Consider the following 19,177-nt stretch of genomic DNA (forward strand, 5'->3'; position numbering starts at 1 on the left):
GAGAAATGCCCTTGCCTGCGCCTTCGCCGCAACCGACGATGGCAAGGCCCATGCTGTTCAAGGTTCGATTCTTCCTGATTTTCGCCCTGCTCGTCTTGACGGGCGGGTCGCCCGCGGCCGCGAATTTCCACAACCAGTGCGCGCCGGGGCTGATTCAGTGCGGCCAGACGAGTTGCTGTTCGCCCGCAGAGCGATGCAGTTTCGACGGGTTCTGCATCCCGCTGGGCGGCACCTATTGCGGCGGCGGGCGCACTTGCGGGCCGTTCGAGCAATGCGTCGCGGGCGGCACCCGCTGCGCGCCAGCGGGCCCCGCCAAATGCACCTCGGGCCTCACCTGCCCGCCCGGCACGACCTGCACGGCGACCGGCGAATGCGTACCACAGGACGACCCGGGTCCCATCACGATATCCCCGACCGAGTGCCTTGACGGCAGCATCTGCCCGTCCGGATCGACCTGCCTGCCGGACGGGGGCTGCACGCGGCCCGGATGGTTCCCGTGCCCCGACACCGACTCGCAATGCCGCCCCGGCTTCAAGTGCTCGCAGCATCAGGGCTGCGTGCCGATCAAGGCGGTGGATTGCGGCTATGGGCGGTGGTGCAAGCCCGGCGAGATTTGCCTCGAGGAAGGGACCTGCGGTAAGGCGCCCGAACCGGAAAGCGCAGGGGACCGCTAGATCATGTTGCCCCGCTGCCGCGACCTTCCTATAAGCGGCGCGACCGTCAGACCGGAGCCCGGCCCATGAGTTTTGCCCATCGACACCTTCTCGGCATCGAGCACCTGTCCCAAGGCGACATCACCGCCATTCTCGATCTGGCCGAGAAATACGTCGAACTGAACCGGCAGTCGGCGAAACATGCCGATGTGCTGGCGGGGCTGACGCAGATCAACATGTTCTTCGAAAGCTCGACCCGCACACAGGCGAGCTTTGAGCTTGCGGGCAAGCGGCTGGGCGCGGATGTGATGAACATGGCGATGCAGGCCAGCTCGATCAAAAAGGGCGAAACGCTGATCGACACGGCGATGACGCTGAACGCGATGCATCCCGACCTGCTGGTGGTGCGCCACCCCCATTCGGGCGCGGTGGACCTGCTGGCGCAGAAGGTGAACTGCGCCGTGCTGAATGCCGGCGACGGGCGGCACGAGCATCCGACGCAGGCTTTGCTGGACGCCCTGACCATCCGCCGCGCCAAGGGGCGGCTGCACCGGCTCAACGTGGCGATCTGCGGCGACATCGCCCATTCCCGGGTGGCGCGGTCGAACCTGATCCTTCTGGGCAAGATGGAGAACCGCATCCGCCTGATCGGGCCGCCGACGCTGGTGCCGGCGCATTTCGCCGAGTTCGGCGCCGAGGTCTTCGACGACATGCGCAAGGGGCTCAAGGACGTCGACGTGGTGATGATGCTGCGGCTCCAGAAAGAGAGGATGGATGGCGGCTTCATCCCGTCGGAACGGGAATATTACCACCGCTACGGGCTTGATGCCGAGAAACTGGCGCTGGCCAAGCCCGACGCTATCGTGATGCATCCCGGCCCGATGAATCGCGGCGTCGAGATCGATGGCACATTGGCTGACGACATCAACCGTTCGGTCATCCAGGAACAGGTCGAGATGGGCGTCGCCGTGCGGATGGCGGCGATGGAGCTGCTGGCCCGGAACCTGCGCGGGGCGGCATGAGCGATCTGACCGTCGCCCCAAACGAACATGGCGTTCTGCGCCTTTTCACGCTGGACATGCGCCCGGAAGAGGCGAAGTTCCTGCAGGAACCCGGCGCGGCAGAGCAGGTGCTTGGGGTGACGGGTCTGGATGACGAGCAGATCGAAGTCTTTCCCGTCTCCGATCTGGAGGATGTCGGGCTGTACGGATACCTGACCGAGGGTTGCGGCATCCCGGAAGACCAGTTGGACCGGGCCGCGCTGGCAACCATCGAAGGCTGGGTCATGATCCTGCGCAGCAAGGCCTTTCGGGGCCGCGGAATGGACCTGAACCCGGATCCCAGAGTGGCCCTTGCGGGGCTGTTTACCGAAGAAGCCACCAGCTGGACCGGCCGCCCCATCGAAACCGAAAGCGCCAGGCCCTTTTCCGGCCCACCCGTCGGCGATGTGCAGGGCGGCGACCGGGCGCGGCGCGTCGGGTCGATACTGGTGGTCCTGATGCTGGCATTGATCGTGGGAGGTGTCCTGTGGCTGATCCTGTGACCCGCTTCACCCCGGACAGGCAGGCCTATGTCCGCACCAACGCCTGGCTTGCCGCATTCGCAATGGCCGGTGCCATGGCGGTTCTCTGGCTGATCGGAAGCCCTTACGTCTGGACCGGCGCGGTTGCCGGCCTCGCCGCCATCGCCGTGCGCAGCTGGTATCTGGCATCCGAGGAACTGGCCGCGGTGTGGGAGATGGACCGCGCCGCCCTGACCGGCCCCGGCCCGCGCCGCGTGCCGCTGGACCAGATCGCGGCCGTCAAAACCATGGGCAGCTTCGTGCAGATCGTCACCAAGGGCGGCGACAAGCATCTCATCAAGTATCAGGCCGAGCCCGCCGCAACCAAGACCGCCATCGAAAGGGCGCTGCCATGAGCAAGATCCTCTTCACCAACGCCCGCCTGATTGATCCCGAAGCCGGAACCGACTCCGCCGGCTGGCTGCAGGTGGTGGACGGGCGCATCGCGGCCAGCGGAAGTGGCGCGCCGGAGCGCACCGAGGCGGAAGTTGTCGACTGCGGCGGCAAGTGTTTGGGCCCGGGCATCGTCGATATCGGCGTCAAGGTTTGCGAACCGGGCGAACGGCACAAGGAAAGCTACAAATCGGCGGGTCTGGCCGCCGCCGCCGGCGGCGTCACGACCATCGTCACCCGCCCCGATACCAGCCCGGTCATCGACACGCCGGAAACGCTGGAATTCGTCACCCGCCGCGCGCAGGCAGACACCCCCGTCAACGTCCTGCCGATGGCGGCGCTGACCAAGGGGCGCGAAGGGCGCGAGATGACCGAGATCGGGTTCCTGCTGGATGCCGGGGCGGTCGCCTTTACCGATTGCGACCACGTGGTCGCCAACACCAAGGTCTTCTCCCGAGCTCTGACCTATGCCCGCTCGTGCGGCGCGCTGGTCATCGGCCACCCGCAGGAGCCGGGGCTGAGCAGCGGCGCAGCCGCGACCAGCGGCAAGTTCGCCACGCTGCGCGGTCTGCCGACGGTCTCGCCCATGGCCGAACGGATGGGGCTGGACCGCGATATCGCCCTGCTGGAGATGACCGGCGCGCGATACCACGCGGACCAGATCACCACCGCCCGCGCCCTGCCCGCGCTGGAACGAGCCAAGCGCAACGGGCTGGACATCACCGCCGGAACCTCGATCCATCACCTGACCCTGAACGAGCTGGACGTGGCCGACTATCGGACCTTCTTCAAGGTCAAGCCGCCCCTGCGGTCCGAAGATGACCGGCTGGCCGTGGTCGACGCGGTGCGGACCGGGCAGATCGACATCATCAGCTCCATGCACACGCCGCAGGACGAGGAAAGCAAGCGCCTGCCCTTCGAAGAGGCGGCCTCGGGCGCGGTGGCGCTCGAGACGCTGCTGCCGGCGTCGCTGCGCCTCTATCACGCGGAACAGCTGGACTTGCCCACGCTGTTCCGCGCCATGGCGCTGAACCCGGCGAACCGGCTGGGGCTGGACTGCGGCCGCCTGTCCATTGGCGCGCCCGCGGATCTGGTGCTGTTCGATCCGGATGTGCCCTTCGTGCTGGACCGGTTCACGCTGAAATCGAAATCGCAGAATACTCCGTTTGACGGCCAGCGGATGCAAGGTAGGGTCTTGGCGACCTATGTCGCCGGACGGAACGTTTTTCGGAGAAGCTGATGCCGCCCATTGAATCCTCGACCGCCCAACTGCTGCTTTGGGCCCTGATCGGTTATGGCCTGGGCTCGGTTCCCTACGGCATGATCGTCGCCAAGGTGATGGGCCTGGGCAACCTGCGCCAGATCGGCTCGGGCAATATCGGCGCGACCAACGTTCTGCGCACCGGCAACAAGGGGGCCGCTGCGCTGACGCTGTTGCTCGACGGGGCCAAAGGCGCCGTGGCGGTGCTGTTGGCCCGCGCCTTCGCGGGCGAGGATGCCGTGCAAGTCGCGGCGCTGGCGGCTTTCGTGGGCCACTGTTTCCCGGTCTGGCTGGGGTTCAAGGGCGGCAAGGGCGTGGCGACGTTTCTGGGGCTGTGGCTGGCGCTGGCCTGGCCCGTGGGCCTCGCCTGCTGCCTGACCTGGCTTGTGGCGGCGGCGATATCGCGCATGTCCTCGGTGGGCGCGCTGATGGCGGCCGCGTCCTCGACGATCTGGGCGGTCCTGCTGGGATTTGGCACGACCTTCATCCTGGGTGCCATCCTGACGCTGCTGGTCTATTGGCGGCACAGCGCCAACATTGCCAGGATCAAGGCCGGGACAGAGCCGCGGATTGGCCGGTCCTGACCGCCCTGCCGGGGTCGCCGGGCACCAGAGCGGCGTAGGCCGGTTCGCCTGATACCGCACAGGCCGCATTCATCGGCGCACATACACGATAGGTTGTTTTGAACGTTACCGCGGCGGGTCCCACCTGCTGTGGCGTGACGGTCCTTTTCGGCCGCACGGAACGGACAAACTCCCCGCCCTGCCGCGGTCGCGGACATCCGGCGGCAAACACGAAAGGTATCCCATGAACAAGTTCAAGTCACTTTTGGGCGGCGTCGCGCTGTCCGTCGCAATTGCAACCTCCAGCCTGGCGGCGGGCGTCGAACTGAACGCATCCTCGACCGGCCTTGCGCTGCAGGGCTATGATCCGGTGGCCTATTTCACCGAAGGCGAGGCCACAAAGGGCAACTGGAAGATCACGGCCACACACAACGACGCGACCTACCGCTTCGCCTCCGAGGAGAACAAGGCGGCATTCGAGGCGAATCCGGATGCCTACCTGCCCGCCTATGGCGGCTACTGCGCCTTCGGCGCGGCCATGGGCTTCAAGTTCGACGGCGATCCGAACTACTGGCGGATCGTCGACGACCGCCTGTACCTGAACCTGTCGGAAGACATCCAGGAGCGTTGGGAGGGCGACATCCCGGGCTTCATCGAAAAAGCCAGCGCCAACTGGAATGAGATCGCCGACAAGGACCCGGCGGAACTGCAGCAGCAGTAAGGCGCACGGATTGACCCGCGGCGTACGGCGGCGGTGCGGACCGCCGCCGTATGTGAATTGAGAATCCTTCGTCAAAGTTGTATGCTGCCATTCAATTGCAAGACCGAGTTCCATCGGCATTGCTTCTGCCGATGTTGCGGCAGCGGCAGGGACGAGGTGACATTCTACCAGTTGTTTGTTGGTGATCCGGTATCTGGACGGACCCGTCGTTGTTTGATGCGGTTTTCAAGGCGTTCCGTATGGTGCGCCCATATTTGAATGAAAGGATAAGAGATGACACGAAATCTGGCGATATTCTCTGCCCTTTCTGTGCTGGCGGCCGGGCATGCCATGGCGCAGTCGACCACTGAAAGTACCGAAAGCTATGTGGCGCAATATCAGTCAACTTTGGTTCCGTCGAATTACGAGTGGACCGGTTTCTTTGTCGGCGGGCAGTTGGGGTATGTCGGTGTCGACACCAGCCTGTCCGGCATCGACGGCGACGACTGGATCGGCGGTCTGAACCTTGGTTACGACTACGATTTCGGCACCTGGGTGCTTGGCGGCGGCTTCGACTATGACTGGACCGACGTATCCCTGGGCAGCGGGGTATCGGTCGACGATGTCTGGCGTCTGCGCGTCCGGGCCGGTTACAAGATTCAGGACGGGCTGCTCTATGGTGTGGGCGGCTATGCCGAGGCCAGCACCAACACCCTGGGCAGCGACGACGGGTGGTTCATCGGCGGCGGCTACGAGCATGTGGTCTACGACGACTTCACCGTTTCCGGCGAAATCCTGTATCACGAATTCAACAACTTCAACGGAACCGGCGTCGACGTGGACGCCACGACCGTGCAGGTCCGGGCCGCTTTCCGGTTCTGAAAACGCGCTTCGGCAGAAGCTGCAGAGGCCCCGCCGCATCGAAACGGCGGGGTCCTTTCGTTACAGCGGGCGTTCACTCAATAGCTGTACTCGGCATAGATCCGGCTCAGGTCTCCGCCCCAATCGCCGTGGTAGTGTTCCAGCAGTTCGTCCGCCGGCACTTTTCCCGATTCCAGGCTGTCCTTCAGCGCGTTCAGGAAATGCGTCTCGTCCGGCACCAGCCCTCCGGCGCCGGGACGGGCGCGCGCCTTGAGTCCGGCGTCGGCGATGGCGACTGCTTCGCGCGCCAGTTCGTGCATGCTGATGCCCCCGACCCGCGCCTGCAGGCCGCTTTCGCTCGCGGCGACGCGCAGCGCCTCGCGGGTTTCGGCATCCCAGCCCTTGACCAGATCCCAGGCCGCGTCCAGCGCCCCCTGATCGTAGGTCAGGCCGACCCAGAAAGCCGGCAGCGCGCAAAGCCTGCGCCACGGGCCGCCGTCGGCGCCGCGCATTTCGATGAATTTCTTGACCCGGGCTTCGGGAAAGATCGTGGTCAGGTGATCGGCCCAGTCGCTCAGCGTCGGCGTCTCGCCCGGCAGGGCCGGCAGTTCGCCCTTGAGGAAGTCGCGGAAGCTCTGCCCCAGCGCATCGATGTATTTCCCGTCGCGATAGACGAAATACATCGGCACATCGAGCGCGTATTCGACCCAGGCCTCGAAGCCGAAACCCTCCTCGAACACGAAAGGCAGCGAGCCCGTGCGGTCGGCGTCCAGATCACGCCAGACGCGCGACCGCCAGGATTTGTGGCCGTTGGGCCTGCCCTCGAGGAAGGGCGAATTGGCGAACAGGGCCGTCGCCACCGGCTGCAGTGCCAGCGCCACGCGCATCTTCTGCACCATGTCCGCCTCGGAGGTGAAATCCAGGTTCACCTGCACGGTGCAGGTCCGGTACATCATGGTCTTGCCCATGGTCCCGACCCTGTCCATGTATTCGGTCATCAGCTTGTAGCGGCCCTTGGGCATCATGGGCATCTGTTCGTGAGTCCAGATCGGCGCGGCGCCGAGACCGATGAAGCCGACGCCGATCTTGTCGGCGATGTCCTTGACGTCCTTGAGATGCGCGTTCACCTCGTCGCAGGTCTCGTGGATCGTCTCCAGCGGCGCGCCCGACAGCTCCAGTTGCCCTCCGGGTTCGAGCGACACGTTGGCACCGTCCTTCTCCAGCCCGATCAGCTTGCCACCCTCTTCCAGCGGCGCCCAGCCGTGCAGGTCGCGCAGCCCTTCGAGCACGGCCAGAATCGACCGCTCACCCTCATAGGGCAGCGGCTTGAGCGTGTCCTTGCAATAGCCGAATTTCTCGTGCTCGGTGCCGATGCGCCAGTCCTGCTTGGGTTTGCAGCCCGATGCCAGGTATTCGGCCAGTTGTTCGTGGCGTTCGATCGGTCCGCCGCCGGACTGAGGAATGGACATGACCGTGCTCCGATCCTGGTTTGTCGATACTTGGAGGCAAACACGTGGCCGGAAACGGCCCAAGTGTCAATGCAGCCGCGCCTCGGGAGGGCGCGACGGGCGGCGTTCCCAGATCACGACCGGGTGAGCGGCACCGCCGTTCAGTTCGGACAGCATCTGCTCGGTCCTGAGCCCGGGAAGCGTGGCAAAGACATCGAACAGCGCCTCGGCGCCCTCGGCGTTCACGGGGATGTGCAGGGTGGGCTGGCCCGGCTGTTCTAGGATCCAATGGGCGGGGCGTGCCGTCGGGTCCAGGGCCAGCCGCTCCATCTCGCGTGCGGCCACCATGCCGCCGGTGAGCGGCCCCATGTAGGCGATCTGCCCTTCGTCCACCGTGACCACCCCCGGGCCGCCAGCGCCCGTGCGGAACCGGGCCCGCTGCACCCCGACGACGGCCAGCGCCGCGGCGACGACGACAAGCACCCAGCCGATCCAGCCGAGAAGCCCGCCCGGTCCGCCGATCCAACTGACGCCCAACAGCGCGACCACGACGGCCGCCAGCACCTCGCGCCAGCGCCACAAGGCGGCCTTGGCTTCGGGACGAACAAAGCTCATTGGTCCGGCCTTTCCTGGATGCCCTGATAGGGGGCGTCGACGGCTTCGAATGTCATGTCTGAGAAATCGTGCAGCAGGGCGCGATCTTCAAGCCCCCCGCCGCGTCCAGGGCGCGCCTGCCAAAGCGCCCCTTTTTCCGCCCATTGCAGGACATCGCCGCGAAGATCTGCCCATTCCCAACCCGGCATGTCGATGACCTGCGCCCCGTCTGCAGCGCAAAGGGCGTAGCGGGTCGAGATCAGCGCGCGATCGCTTTCCCCCACCGAAAAGCGCATCTGCAGCGTCCACCCGTCGGTCACGGGCCGCTGCAGTTCGATGTCATACCCTTCGCCGGCGACGTGCGACCAGCCCCGCCGCCGCATCATCGTGGCGAACAATCCGCCCATGTGGAACCCGTCCGTGGAATGCGGGAAGGCATCCGTTGCCGCAGAGCGCAGACCATCCGGCAGGTTTGCCGGGGGTTCCGCCCCGTTCAGCCACAATGCCCCCCTGTCGGTGAAGGCGCCTCCGCCATGCCAACTGCTTGGTTGCGGCCAATAGGCGATGGCCCGCAGCCACGGCGCCCGCGATACGACAGTCCAGCACCTTCCCGCGCGGCAGGCGAAATAGACCAGATGTTTGCCGTCCGGAGACAGATCCGTCCGGTATTCGTGGATGCGGCCGTGCAGCCACTGGCCCAGTTCGATCTTGTTGCTGGCACGGTCCCACAGGATGCTGGCCACCTGGGTGCTGGGCCCTCGCCGCAGAACCACTGCGGTCGCGCAATCGGTGGCGGTGACGACATGCAGGCGGGGCGGTGGTGTCACGCCCAGTCTCCCAATGCCTGCTGCCAAAGGGTCATCGCCGCAACAGCCGCGGTGTCGGCGCGCAGGATGCGCGGCCCGAGGCTGACCACGTGCGCGAAGGGCAGCGCCGAGAGGCGGGCGCGTTCCCGGTCGGAAAACCCGCCCTCGGGGCCGATGAGGATGGCCCAGGGCAGGCCCCTGCCGCCATCCGCGAGACGCAGGGCCGACCCGGCCTCGGCTTCGTCGCAGAACATCAACTGCCGGTCCTGGGGCCAATCCGCAAGCATCCGGTCCAGCTTGTGCAGATCGCCAACCTCGGGCACGAAGGTTCCGCCGCACTGTTCCGCGGCCTCGATGGCATGGGCCTGCAGACGGTCCTGCCGGATGCGTTCGGAATTGGTGAACTCGGTCTGCACTGGAATGATCCGCGCGGCGCCCATCTCGGCCGCCTTTTCGACGATGAAGTCGGTGCGCGATTTCTTGATCGGTGCAAAAAGCAGCCAGAGATCCGGGGGCATCCGCAGCGGCCTGGTCTGACTGGAACAGGTCAGAACACCGCCCTTCTTGCCCGCCTCGGACACCTCGGCCAGCCATTCCCCGTCACGCCCGTTGAACAGCGCCACCGGCGCGCCCGGGCCAAGCCGCATCACCCCGAACAGGTAATGCGCCTGTTCGCGCGTCAAAGGAACCGATTGCTCCTCCCCCAGAGGGTGCTCTACATAAAGCCTGATTTTCGCACTCATGAGAGCCTACATATGCAAGGCAACGCCCCAACACCAGATGGTCAGGTCGCAGACGCGGTCACCGGCAACTGGGTCGACACCCGCGCCCCGGCCTTTGCCCGGCCCTACCTGCGTCTTTCGCGTGCGGACCGGCCCATCGGCACCTGGCTGTTGCTGATTCCCTGCTGGTGGGGCCTGACGCTGGCCATGCTCGACGGAGGCGACCCGCGGTGGGAGGATCTGTGGATCGCGGCGGGATGCGCCCTTGGCGCGTTCCTGATGCGCGGCGCCGGGTGCACGTGGAACGACATCACCGACCGCGACATCGACGGCCGGGTCGAGCGGACCCGGTCGCGCCCGATCCCGTCCGGTCAGGTCACGGTCAGACAGGCGGCGTTGTGGATGATCCTGCAATCCCTGCTGGCGCTGGCGATTCTGCTGACCTTCAACCGGGCGGCCATCGCAATGGGCGTGCTGTCACTGCTGCCGGTGGCCGTCTATCCCTTTGCCAAGCGGTTCACCTGGTGGCCGCAGGTGTTCCTGGGCCTTGCATTCAACTGGGGCGCGCTGCTGGCCTGGACCGCGCATAGCGGCTCGCTGGGGTGGCCGGCACTGTTCCTCTATGGGGCCGGCATCGCCTGGACGCTGTTTTACGACACCATCTATGCCCATCAGGACACCGAGGACGACGCGCTGATCGGGGTGAAGTCCACGGCTCGCCTGTTCGGCACCGACACCGCGCGCTGGCTGAAGTATTTCCTGGTTGCCACCGTCAGCCTGATGGGCGTCGCGGTGCTCGAGGCGGCCCTGCCCGACGCATCGATCCTTGCCCTGGTTCTGGTCATCGCGGGTCCCTGGGCGATGGGCTGGCACATGGCCTGGCAGCTTCGCGGGCTGGACATCGAGAACAACGCCAAACTCCTGCAGCTGTTCCGCGCCAACCGCGACACCGGCCTTATTCCGCTGATCTTCTTCTGCGCCGCCCTGCTGGCCTGATTGCACCTCGGGCCGGGGGTCTGTAAGACTGCCGGCCAAACGCCGAGGAGAGACACGCCAGCTTATGCGCCTACCCTATTCCATCGCGGTCGCCCTGACCTTTGTCGTGGCCGCCGGACTGTGCCTGATCGGCGCAAGTTTCGCGGTCAAGACCGTCGAGGACAGCTCGGAACGGGCCGTGCGGCAGGCCTTGACTCTGGCGGGACACGAATGGGCCGAGGTCCAGTCGGACGGGCTGCAGGTCATTCTGACGGGCATGGCGCCGGACGAGGCGACCCGTTTCAACGCGCTGACGGTCGCGGGCACCGAGGTCGACACGTCGCGCGTCATCGACGAGATGGAAGTCGCCCCGACCGCGGACCTGGCGCCGCCCCGGTTCTCCGCCGAGATCCTCCGCAACGACAGCGGCATCTCCATCATCGGCCTGATCCCGGCCAGCGTAGACCGCGACGCGTTGATCGCGTCGCTGCAGAGCCTGGACCGCCAGGCACATGTCGCCGACCTGATGGAAAGCGCCGACTACCCGGAGCCCCAGGGGTGGGACGATGCCATCGCCTATGCCGTGCTGGCCCTGTCGAAACTGCCGAGAGCCAAGGTTTCGGCCAGCGCCGGCCTGGTCAAGATCACCGCAATCGCTGACAGTCCGGCGGAAAAGACGCGGCTGGAGCAGGAACTGACCCGCGCCGCGCCGCCCAGCCTGCGGCTGGGGCTGACGATCTCGGCGCCGCGCCCGGTCATCACCCCGTTCACGCTGCGGTTCCTGATCGACGAAACCGGCAGCCGCTTTGACGCCTGCTCGGCCCAGGACGAAGCCGCCCGCGACCGCATCGTCGCCGCCGCGCAGCGCGCAGGGCTGGAAGGCAAGGCCAAATGCACCATCGGGTTGGGCGTACCTTCGCCAAGATGGGCCCGCGCCGCGGAGCTGAGCATCGGCGCGCTGCAGCAACTGGGTCAGGGTTCGGTCACCATTTCGGATGCCGACATCACCCTGATCGCCCGGCAAGGCACCGATCAGCCGCTTTTCGACCGCGTGGTTGGCGAGTTGGAGAACAGCCTTCCCGATGTCTTCGCGTTGCACGCGGTGCTGCCCGAGCCCGAGGTCGCGGCGACCGCCGGTCCGCCGGAATTCACGGCGACCCGAAGCCCAGAGGGGCTTGTACAATTGCGCGGCCGTGTGGGCGACGAAACCCTGCGGGACATGACCGACAGCTTCGCCCGCGCGGCCTTCGGCTCGGACGCCGTCCATACGGCGACGCGTATCGCGCCGGACCTTCCGGCGGATTGGCCCGTGCGCGTGCTCGCCGGGCTTGAGGCGCTGTCGCATCTGCACAACGGCGCGGTCACCGTGACACCGGAGACGGTGGTTCTGAACGGCGTCACCCACGATGAAGACGCCCGGGCCGAGATCGCGCGGCTCTTGTCGGACAAGTTGGGCGAAGCGCAGGATTTCACCCTGTCCATCACCTACGAGCCGCCGCCGGAGCCGGAGGACACCCAACCCGATCCGGAAGTCTGCGAGGCGCAGATCGTCGAGGTGCAGAAAGGCAGCAAGATCGCCTTTGAACCGGGTTCCGCCACGGTCGCGTCGGACTCGCTGGATACGCTCAACCAGATCGCCGACATTCTGCGCGAATGCGGCCCGATCCGCCTGGAAATCCAGGGGCACACGGACAGCCAGGGGCGCGAGGAGATGAACCAGCAACTCAGCCAGGCGCGGGCGCAGTCGATCCTGAACGAGCTGCGGGCGCGACGGGTCCCGACATCGAGCTTTGCCGCGGTTGGATACGGTGAAAGCCAGCCGATCGCCGACAACGACACGGAAGAGGGCCGCGAAGAGAACCGCCGCATCGAATTCCGCCTGCTGAGGCCGGACAACTCCGGCAGAGAGGAAACCGGGTTGGAGGCGCTGGAAAACGTCGACGCGACGGCCTCGGAGGATGACGCGGCGCAACAGGAAGACAATGCGCCGAAGCCGGGCGCAGAGGATCAGTGACATGAACAGAACCGAATTCATCATCGCAACCGCCGTCATCCTGTTTGTCGCCTTCTGCATGGGCTGGTTCGCGAACTGGCTGGCGCATCGACTGTCGCGGGTGCGCCAAAGCGACGTGGCGGACCTGGACCGGATGAGCCAGGAATTGCACGAGGCCGAGGAAAGCCGCGATCAGGCGATCACCTACCTGCAGCAGCGCGAAGCGGAACTGACCAACCAGCTGACCCAGTCCGAGGCCGAACTGGCCGCCGCCATGGACGGGCTGCGCGCCGCGCGCGAAGAGGCGGAAGAGTTGCGGGCCAAGGCCCACCGGGCGGAATAGCCGGTACCAGGGAAACTGACCCGAAACGAATCCATTTTTGCGGAGCTTTCCGGCGGCGCATCCTGTCGCAGGGCGTCGTGTCGGCGCACAATGGCCGGTTTCGTCCCGGCATCCCGGCACAACTTTGACAGCTGTAATGAAAACAACATACTGCGCGGTTACGGTCTGCATTCGCAGTCCGTGAAACACCATCCGAGATTAATGGAGAGTGCAATGATTTTCAGACATGCCTTGATTACAGCGACCCTTGCCACCGCGTTCGCCGCCTCAGCCGCCCTGGCATCGGACGACGTACTGCCTTCGGCGGACGACGCTTTCACCAAATGGGGAGAGGAATCCGGCTGGACCATCTATGTCGACGGCACCCGAGGCTCCTGCCTGATCGAACGCATGGACGACAATGCCAACGTCGTTCAGATGGGCCTGACCCCCAATGCCGAGTTCGGGTATCTGGGCGTATTCACCAAGGCCGACATCGGGCTGAAGGGCGAAAAGGAAGAAATCGTGCTCTCGCTTGACGGCAATCTCTATTCCGCCGAAGCGCACAAGAAAAGCAAGCATCTGGCCGAAGGCTATACCGGCGGCTACATCTTGGCGAACAACCCCAATTTCGTGAATGACGTCATGAAGAAGCACGAAATGATCGTCTTCCCGGAAAAGGAATTCGCCTTCATCGTCAACCTGGAAGGCACCAACAACGCGATCGAAGCGGCGCGCAAGTGCAACACGGAACAGGGCAGCTGATCCGCCATTGAGGAAACGCCGGCATCCCTGACCGGGTGCCGGCCATCGTCACCACCGCTTCAGAGCGTCCTCGTCCTCGTCCCTTGACGCGACCCACTCCGCCCCGTCCGCGGTGCGTTCCTTTTTCCAGAACGGCGCCCGGGATTTCAGGTAGTCCATGAGGTATTCCGCGGCCTCGAAGGCGTCCTTCCGATGGCGAGCGGCCGTCGCGACCATCATGATCCTGTCGCCCGGCGCCAGGCGCCCGTAGCGGTGAATCACCAGCACGTCGCCCAGGGACCAACGCGCCTTGGCCTCATTTGCGATTTTCGCAAGCGCCTTCTCGGTCATGCCGGGATAGTGTTCGATCTCCATCACGTCCAGATCGCCCTGCGCCAGATCGCGCACGACCCCGGTGAATGTGACGATCGCGCCGCTGCCGGTGTCGCCGGCGGCAAAGGCATTCGCTTCGGCGCCCAGGTCGAACGGCTCCTGCTGCACCGCGATCCGCATGGGCTCAGCCCCCGGTCATCGGCGGGAAAAAGGCAACCTCCCGCACGCCGGTCAGGGACGCGTCGAAATCCGAAAGCTCCTGGTCCAGAGCCACCCGCAGCGCCGACAGGTCGGCAAAGGCGGCCTCGTAGCGCGGCTCTCGGGCGCGCAGTTCCGCGACCAGATCCGAGACGGTGGCGGCGCTCGTCTCGACTTGCTCCTTCGGAAGGCCGATCCGCTCGCGGACCCAGGCAAAATAGAGCACATCCATCCCTACGACTCCTTCAGGTGGGGCATGGCTTTACGTAGGTAGTCGAAGCCGGTGATCAATGTCAGCCCCGCCGCGATCCACAAGAGCCACAGCCCCAAACGGCCGGACCAGACCACGCTCCAGGATGACGAGCCGATGTAGTGCTCGAATATCCCCTGCGAAAAAAGCACCGCGATGGCGATCATCTGGGTGGTGGTCTTCCACTTGGCAAGTTTCGTGACCTTCAGCGTCCCGGCCGTGTCGCCCAGGTATTCGCGCAGGCCCGAGACGAAAACCTCGCGGAACAGGATCATCGTGGCAGGCAGCACCAGCCACGGGGTCCAATGCTCGGTCGAGTAGCCGACGATGATCATCAGCGCGATCACGACCATGGCCTTGTCGGCGATCGGATCCATCATCGCGCCCATCTTGGTTTCCTGCTTCCACGTTCGTGCCAGATAGCCGTCGAACCAGTCCGTCACCGCGGCCGAAATGAACAGCAGCAGGGCGAACCAGTCGGCATAGGGGCGGTGAAAGTAGAGAAACATCACCGCCAGCCCGGGGGCCGCCAGAAGTCGCAGCAAGGTCAGGATATTGGGCAGGTTCCACTTCATGACACGGACCCTACATCGGCGGCAGGAGACAGGGAAGATGGCCCGGCCAATTTCTGCCTTGCCGTCAGAGCCTTCGCTGGCCGGGCCTTGCCTGGGAAGGGCGTGAGGCGAGCCACGTCACCCCTTCTCGTGGAAGAAATCATAGACCTTCTGCGCAAGCCCGGCCGATATCCCGTCGACCGCCTTCAGATCCGACAGATTGGCGCGACTCACGGCCTTGGCGCTGCCGAAATGAGCCAGAAGCGCGCGTTTGCGCGCCGCCCCGACCCCGGGAATGTCGTCGAGCGGCGTCGCGCTCACGGCCTTGGCCCGCTTGGCGCGATGTGTGCCGATGGCGAAGCGGTGCGCCTCGTCTCGCAGACGCTGAATGAAATAGAGCACCGGATCGTTCCGCTTCAGCGCGAAGGGGCGCTGGCCGACGCGGTGGAACTCTTCCTTGCCGTGGTCGCGGTCTATGCCCTTTGCGACGCCGACCATCGGGATGTCCTCGACCCCGTGCTCGACCATGATCTCGTGCACCGCGCTGACCTGACCCGCGCCGCCGTCGATCAGCAGAAGTTCCGGCCAGAGACCCTTGTCGCGATCCGGGTCTTCCTTGAGCAGGCGGGCGAAGCGACGGCTCAGAACCTCTTTCATCATCCCGAAATCGTCGCCGGAGGTCAGGTCTTCGCCCCGGATGTTGTACTTGCGATAAGCGTTCTTGATGAAGCCTTCGGGACCGGCCACGATCATGCCGCCGACCGCGTTGGCACCCTGGATGTGCGAGTTGTCATAGACCTCGATCCGCTGCGGCGGCCCGTCCAGATCGAAGGCTTCGGCCACGCCGCGCAGCAGCCTGGCCTGGGTCGCGCTTTCCGACATGCGTCGCGCCAGCGATTCGCGCGCGTTGCGCAGCGCGCCCGAGACAAGCTCGGCCTTTTCCCCCCGCTGCGGCACCAAAAGCTCGACCCGGCGGCCGGCCTTTTCAGACAGCGCCTCGCCCATCAGGTCGGCATTTTCGATGGCATCCGAGAGGATCAGTTGGCGCGGCGGTTCCTTGTTGTCGTAGAACTGGCCCAGGAACGCTTCCATCGCTTCGGCCTCTGACACGTCCGGCCCCACGCGCGGGTAGAAGTCGCGGTTGCCCCAGTTCTGGTTGGCCCGGATGAAAAAGACCTGAACGCAGGCATGTCCACTTTCCATGTGCAACGCGATCACGTCCGCTTCGGTGACGCTACGGGGATTGATACCCTGGGAGGTCTGCACCTGGGTCAGCGCCCGGATCCGGTCGCGCAGGCCGGCGGCGCGTTCGAACTCCATCGCCTCCGAGGCCGCCTGCATCTGCTGCGCCAATTCCTCCTGCACCCTGGTCGAACGTCCCGAAAGGAAGCGTTCGGCATCCTTGACGCTTTCGGCATAGTCCGCCTCGGATATCAGCCCGACGCAAGGCCCGGAACAGCGTCTGATCTGGTAAAGCAGGCAAGGCCGGGTGCGGCTGTCGAACATGGAGTCCGAACAGTTGCGCAACAGGAACGCCTTTTGCAGCTGGTTCAGCGTCCGGTTCACTGCGCCCGCGCTGGCGAAGGGACCGAAATTGGTGCCCTTTTCTTTCTTGGCGCCGCGATGCTTCTTGATCTGCGGAAAGGGATGATCCTTGGCGACAAGGATATTGGGAAAGCTCTTGTCGTCGCGCAGCAGCACATTGTACTTCGGCTTGAGCTGCTTGATCAGGTTCTGTTCCAGCAGCAGCGCCTCGGTCTCGGTGCGCGTCGTCAGGAACATCATCGACGCGGTCGCCGCGATCATCCGTTCGATCCGCCCGGAATGGCCCGGGCGGGCATAGCTGGACACCCGCGCCCTGAGGTTCCGCGCCTTGCCCACGTAAAGCACCCGGCTGTCGGCGTCGAGCATCCGGTAGACTCCGGGCGAGCTGTCCAGTGTCTTCAGGTAACGCTGGATGCAGGCATAGCCTGTTTCGGATGGAACCGATGTGGAGCTGTCGTCGTGCTTCATCGCATTCAAATATGATTCCCTGCCGTTGGCTGCAATCTTGGGACGCCGAAATCAAGAGGAAACAAATCCACGGTTTCTGTGGATAACTGTGACGATAACTTTTCGACCGCCCGGATTTTCCCTTGTTTCATGGCCCGTTCTCCGACTTGCACAAAAAATGGGCGCTCCAATAACCTTATGCTTTTTAAGGAAACTTTTTCGAAAACCTGACAAACCCATGAAAAATAAGACAATTTTGTAACGCTTCCGTAACAGGAATGAGAGCGGTGCAAAACTTGCAGCGAATTCTCTCATTCAAGCCCCAGAACATCCGGGGTACGCCACCCAAGATGCTGGCCGCCGTCGACGCACAGCAACTGCCCGGTGACGGCAGGAGCGTCGAGAAAATAGCCCAGCGCCGCAGTCACATCCGATGGGTTTGCGCCCCGTTCGAGGATCGTGCTTGACCGCTGCGCCGCGAAATGCGCCTCGCTCTGGCGGTATCCCTGCAAGGTGGGGCCGGGCCCGATCGCGTTGACGCGGATCGTGGGGGAAAGGGCCTGTGCGGCAGTCCGGGTCAGCGCCCACAGCCCCATCTTGGCGATCGTGTAGGACATGAACTCGGGCGTGAGCTTGCGCACGCGCATATCCACCATGTTGATGATCAGGCCGGTGGCGACAGGCTCTCCGTTCTCATCCATGGCCGGCTGCAACCCCTGTCCCGCCATGGCCTGCGTCAGAACGAAGGGCGCGCGCAGGTTGCTTTCCATGTGCCTGTCCCAGCTTTCCCGCGTCGCCGTCTGAATGTTGTCGTGCTCGAAGATGGACGCGTTGTTCACCAGGCACGTGATGGGCCCGCCCAGCGCCTCTGCCGCGCGCGGCAGAAGGTCTTGCGCCTGGGCCTCGTCCAGAAGGTCTGCGTGCAGGGCCACTCCCTTGCGGCCCCAGGCGTGAATGCAGTCGACGGTTTCTGCTGCCGCGCTTTCCGACCGCGCGTAGTGCACCGCCACATCGAACCCGTGGTCGGCAAGATAGAGGGCCATCGCGCGGCCCAAACGGATTCCGGCGCCGGTCACGAGAGCTCGGGTCATTCAGTCCTCCTCGGGCTGAGGCGTCAGGTCAGTACGGCAATCACATAGATGACGTAGAGAGTGGTCAAGGCAACCCCCCACAGGCGGTTGATATCCTGCCGGAAAAACACGAACGGGATCAGCAGCAGCGACGCGCCGAGCATGACCCACAGATCGAATTCGAGGAATTCCGGATCCACGTCGATATTCCCGAAGAACGTCGCGATGCCGATGATGGCCAGCAGGTTGAACATGTTCGATCCGATGACATTGCCCAGCGCCACGTCGGCCTGACGCCGCAGCGCGGCCATGACAGTGGTGGCAAGTTCCGGCAGCGAGGTTCCCAGCGCGACCAGAGTCAGGCCGATCACCGTTTCGCTGACACCGTAGGTCCGCGCGATGATCGCGGCGTTCTCGACCAGCAGGTTCGCCCCCATCGGCAGGCCGATCAAACCCAACGCCAGATAGACCGAGACCCGCCAATAGGGCATGTCCGGGTCGGCCTCTTCGAGCACCTCCAACGCCTCGAGATCCTCATCCGCATCGACCGAGCAGTTGTTGGCTTTGCGATGAGCGTGCGCCTGGCGGAACGCGTTCAGAAGCACCAGCGTCAAAGCCGTCAGCAGGATCAATCCGCTGACCAGCGTGAATGTGCCGCAAAAGGCGAGACCGATGAACAGCACCGAAGCGATCAGCATAAACACGTAGTTTCGGCGCGTGTTGCATTCGCTGGTGTGCAAGGTCGCCAGCATCGCCGGAACACCCAGAACCAGCAGAATGTTCGCCGTGTTGGATCCCACGACATTGCCCAGCGCGATGCCCGGCGCGTTTTCCTGTACCGCCTTGATCGAGATCAGCAGTTCCGGCGCCGAGGTGCCGAAGGCCACGATGGTCAGGCTGACGATCAGAGCGGGCACGCCGATGCGCAGGCTTAGATTGACCGCCCCGCGGACCAGCGCGTCACCCGCCAGCAGCAGGATCACGAGCCCCAGCCCCGAAAGCAGCCATGCCGTCATTTACGGCCTCCCTTTTCGCAGGGGCACGGACCCTTGCCGATCCTGAAGCGGCCGCAGCGTGGGCACTTCGCCGACGACAGGCGGCGCTGGCCAGGGAAGCGCAGCTTGCCGAACATCGCCAGGACGGCAATGGCGATCAGGAAAAGGGTGACGGCCTTGACGATCACG

23 protein-coding genes are annotated in these 19,177 nt (G+C 64.8%); 12 read left to right on the plus strand and 11 right to left on the minus strand.

From position 1 onward, the window contains the following. Positions 1-50: 50 nt before the first annotated feature. The 8 genes from FGK63_RS04250 to FGK63_RS04285 all read left to right on the plus strand — a co-directional run bounded on the left by FGK63_RS04250 (position 51) and on the right by FGK63_RS04285 (position 6,013). Positions 51-674 carry a scavenger receptor class F, member 2 gene (locus FGK63_RS04250; RefSeq protein WP_246043938.1) on the plus strand — a complete coding sequence of 208 codons (624 nt, stop codon included), beginning with the start codon at positions 51-53 and terminating at the stop codon, positions 672-674. A gap of 65 nt (positions 675-739) precedes the next feature. Then, on the plus strand, positions 740-1,675 hold the full coding sequence (locus FGK63_RS04255; RefSeq protein ID WP_138840340.1) for an aspartate carbamoyltransferase catalytic subunit: 936 nt from the start codon (positions 740-742) through the stop codon (positions 1,673-1,675). After that, the gene (locus tag FGK63_RS04260; protein ID WP_138840341.1) at positions 1,672-2,196 is read left to right on the plus strand and encodes a hypothetical protein; all 525 of its coding nucleotides are present in this window, start codon (positions 1,672-1,674) and stop codon (positions 2,194-2,196) included. The genes FGK63_RS04255 and FGK63_RS04260 overlap by 4 nt, the downstream gene beginning before the upstream one ends. Then, entirely contained in the window at positions 2,181-2,570 is a 390-nt protein-coding gene (locus FGK63_RS04265; protein WP_138840342.1) for a hypothetical protein, read from the plus strand. The genes FGK63_RS04260 and FGK63_RS04265 overlap by 16 nt, the downstream gene beginning before the upstream one ends. Then, on the plus strand, positions 2,567-3,847 hold the full coding sequence (gene pyrC, locus FGK63_RS04270; RefSeq protein ID WP_138840343.1) for a dihydroorotase: 1,281 nt from the start codon (positions 2,567-2,569) through the stop codon (positions 3,845-3,847). Before FGK63_RS04265 ends, pyrC begins: the two co-directional genes overlap by 4 nt. Then, the gene (gene plsY, locus FGK63_RS04275; protein ID WP_138840344.1) at positions 3,847-4,452 is read left to right on the plus strand and encodes a glycerol-3-phosphate 1-O-acyltransferase PlsY; all 606 of its coding nucleotides are present in this window, start codon (positions 3,847-3,849) and stop codon (positions 4,450-4,452) included. The genes pyrC and plsY overlap by 1 nt, the downstream gene beginning before the upstream one ends. Positions 4,453-4,675: 223 nt before the next feature. Continuing rightward, a complete protein-coding gene (locus FGK63_RS04280) occupies positions 4,676-5,152 on the plus strand; it encodes a YHS domain-containing (seleno)protein (RefSeq protein WP_138840345.1) in 477 nt (158 codons plus the stop codon). 273 nt (positions 5,153-5,425) lie between these two features. After that, positions 5,426-6,013: an outer membrane protein gene (locus tag FGK63_RS04285; RefSeq protein ID WP_138840346.1), complete on the plus strand. Its 588-nt coding sequence runs from the start codon at positions 5,426-5,428 to the stop codon at positions 6,011-6,013. 77 nt (positions 6,014-6,090) lie between these two features. Here the strand turns inward: FGK63_RS04285 and FGK63_RS04290 are convergent, their stop codons facing one another. The 4 genes from FGK63_RS04290 to FGK63_RS04305 all read right to left on the minus strand — a co-directional run bounded on the left by FGK63_RS04290 (position 6,091) and on the right by FGK63_RS04305 (position 9,583). After that, positions 6,091-7,461, minus strand: a complete 1,371-nt coding sequence (locus FGK63_RS04290; RefSeq protein WP_138840347.1) for a glutamate--cysteine ligase — start codon at positions 7,459-7,461, stop codon at positions 6,091-6,093. A 66-nt stretch (positions 7,462-7,527) separates the two neighbouring features. Then, a complete protein-coding gene (locus FGK63_RS04295; protein ID WP_138840348.1) occupies positions 7,528-8,055 on the minus strand; it encodes a hypothetical protein in 528 nt (175 codons plus the stop codon). Beyond that, complete coding sequence (locus tag FGK63_RS04300) at positions 8,052-8,861, minus strand: hypothetical protein (RefSeq protein ID WP_138840349.1); 810 nt, start codon at positions 8,859-8,861, stop codon at positions 8,052-8,054. Before FGK63_RS04300 ends, FGK63_RS04295 begins: the two co-directional genes overlap by 4 nt. Then, positions 8,858-9,583, minus strand: a complete 726-nt coding sequence (locus FGK63_RS04305; protein ID WP_138840350.1) for a 16S rRNA (uracil(1498)-N(3))-methyltransferase — start codon at positions 9,581-9,583, stop codon at positions 8,858-8,860. Before FGK63_RS04305 ends, FGK63_RS04300 begins: the two co-directional genes overlap by 4 nt. Positions 9,584-9,595: 12 nt before the next feature. Between FGK63_RS04305 and ubiA the strand changes: the two genes are divergently transcribed. The 4 genes from ubiA (at position 9,596) to FGK63_RS04325 (ending at position 13,617) form a co-directional block, all read left to right on the plus strand. Then, positions 9,596-10,558, plus strand: a complete 963-nt coding sequence (gene ubiA / locus FGK63_RS04310; RefSeq protein WP_138840351.1) for a 4-hydroxybenzoate octaprenyltransferase — start codon at positions 9,596-9,598, stop codon at positions 10,556-10,558. A gap of 64 nt (positions 10,559-10,622) precedes the next feature. Further along, complete coding sequence (locus FGK63_RS04315; protein WP_138840352.1) at positions 10,623-12,551, plus strand: OmpA family protein; 1,929 nt, start codon at positions 10,623-10,625, stop codon at positions 12,549-12,551. A 1-nt stretch (position 12,552) separates the two neighbouring features. Continuing rightward, a complete protein-coding gene (locus tag FGK63_RS04320; protein ID WP_138840353.1) occupies positions 12,553-12,873 on the plus strand; it encodes a hypothetical protein in 321 nt (106 codons plus the stop codon). A 213-nt stretch (positions 12,874-13,086) separates the two neighbouring features. Further along, positions 13,087-13,617, plus strand: coding sequence for a hypothetical protein (locus FGK63_RS04325; RefSeq protein WP_138840354.1), 531 nt, complete (start codon positions 13,087-13,089; stop codon positions 13,615-13,617). 48 nt (positions 13,618-13,665) lie between these two features. Here FGK63_RS04325 and moaE read toward each other — a convergent pair whose 3' ends face one another. The 7 genes from moaE to FGK63_RS20670 all read right to left on the minus strand — a co-directional run bounded on the left by moaE (position 13,666) and on the right by FGK63_RS20670 (position 19,176). Then, entirely contained in the window at positions 13,666-14,109 is a 444-nt protein-coding gene (gene moaE / locus FGK63_RS04330; protein WP_138840355.1) for a molybdopterin synthase catalytic subunit MoaE, read from the minus strand. A 4-nt stretch (positions 14,110-14,113) separates the two neighbouring features. After that, positions 14,114-14,359 (minus strand): molybdopterin converting factor subunit 1, encoded by a 246-nt coding sequence (moaD, locus tag FGK63_RS04335; protein ID WP_138840356.1) that lies wholly within the window; start codon positions 14,357-14,359, stop codon positions 14,114-14,116. A 2-nt stretch (positions 14,360-14,361) separates the two neighbouring features. Continuing rightward, entirely contained in the window at positions 14,362-14,952 is a 591-nt protein-coding gene (gene pgsA / locus FGK63_RS04340; protein WP_138840357.1) for a CDP-diacylglycerol--glycerol-3-phosphate 3-phosphatidyltransferase, read from the minus strand. Between the two features lie 117 nt (positions 14,953-15,069). Then, positions 15,070-16,944 carry an excinuclease ABC subunit UvrC gene (uvrC, locus tag FGK63_RS04345; protein ID WP_138840358.1) on the minus strand — a complete coding sequence of 625 codons (1,875 nt, stop codon included), beginning with the start codon at positions 16,942-16,944 and terminating at the stop codon, positions 15,070-15,072. 290 nt (positions 16,945-17,234) lie between these two features. Further along, on the minus strand, positions 17,235-18,014 hold the full coding sequence (locus tag FGK63_RS04350; protein ID WP_138840359.1) for an SDR family oxidoreductase: 780 nt from the start codon (positions 18,012-18,014) through the stop codon (positions 17,235-17,237). A gap of 23 nt (positions 18,015-18,037) precedes the next feature. Further along, positions 18,038-19,009 (minus strand): calcium/sodium antiporter, encoded by a 972-nt coding sequence (locus FGK63_RS04355; protein WP_138840360.1) that lies wholly within the window; start codon positions 19,007-19,009, stop codon positions 18,038-18,040. Next, positions 19,006-19,176: a hypothetical protein gene (locus FGK63_RS20670; RefSeq protein ID WP_171052564.1), complete on the minus strand. Its 171-nt coding sequence runs from the start codon at positions 19,174-19,176 to the stop codon at positions 19,006-19,008. Before FGK63_RS20670 ends, FGK63_RS04355 begins: the two co-directional genes overlap by 4 nt. Position 19,177: the final 1 nt, after the last annotated feature.

Origin of the sequence: Ruegeria sediminis, assembly GCF_005938215.1 — a bacterium.
Lineage (GTDB): Bacteria > Pseudomonadota > Alphaproteobacteria > Rhodobacterales > Rhodobacteraceae > Ruegeria > Ruegeria sediminis.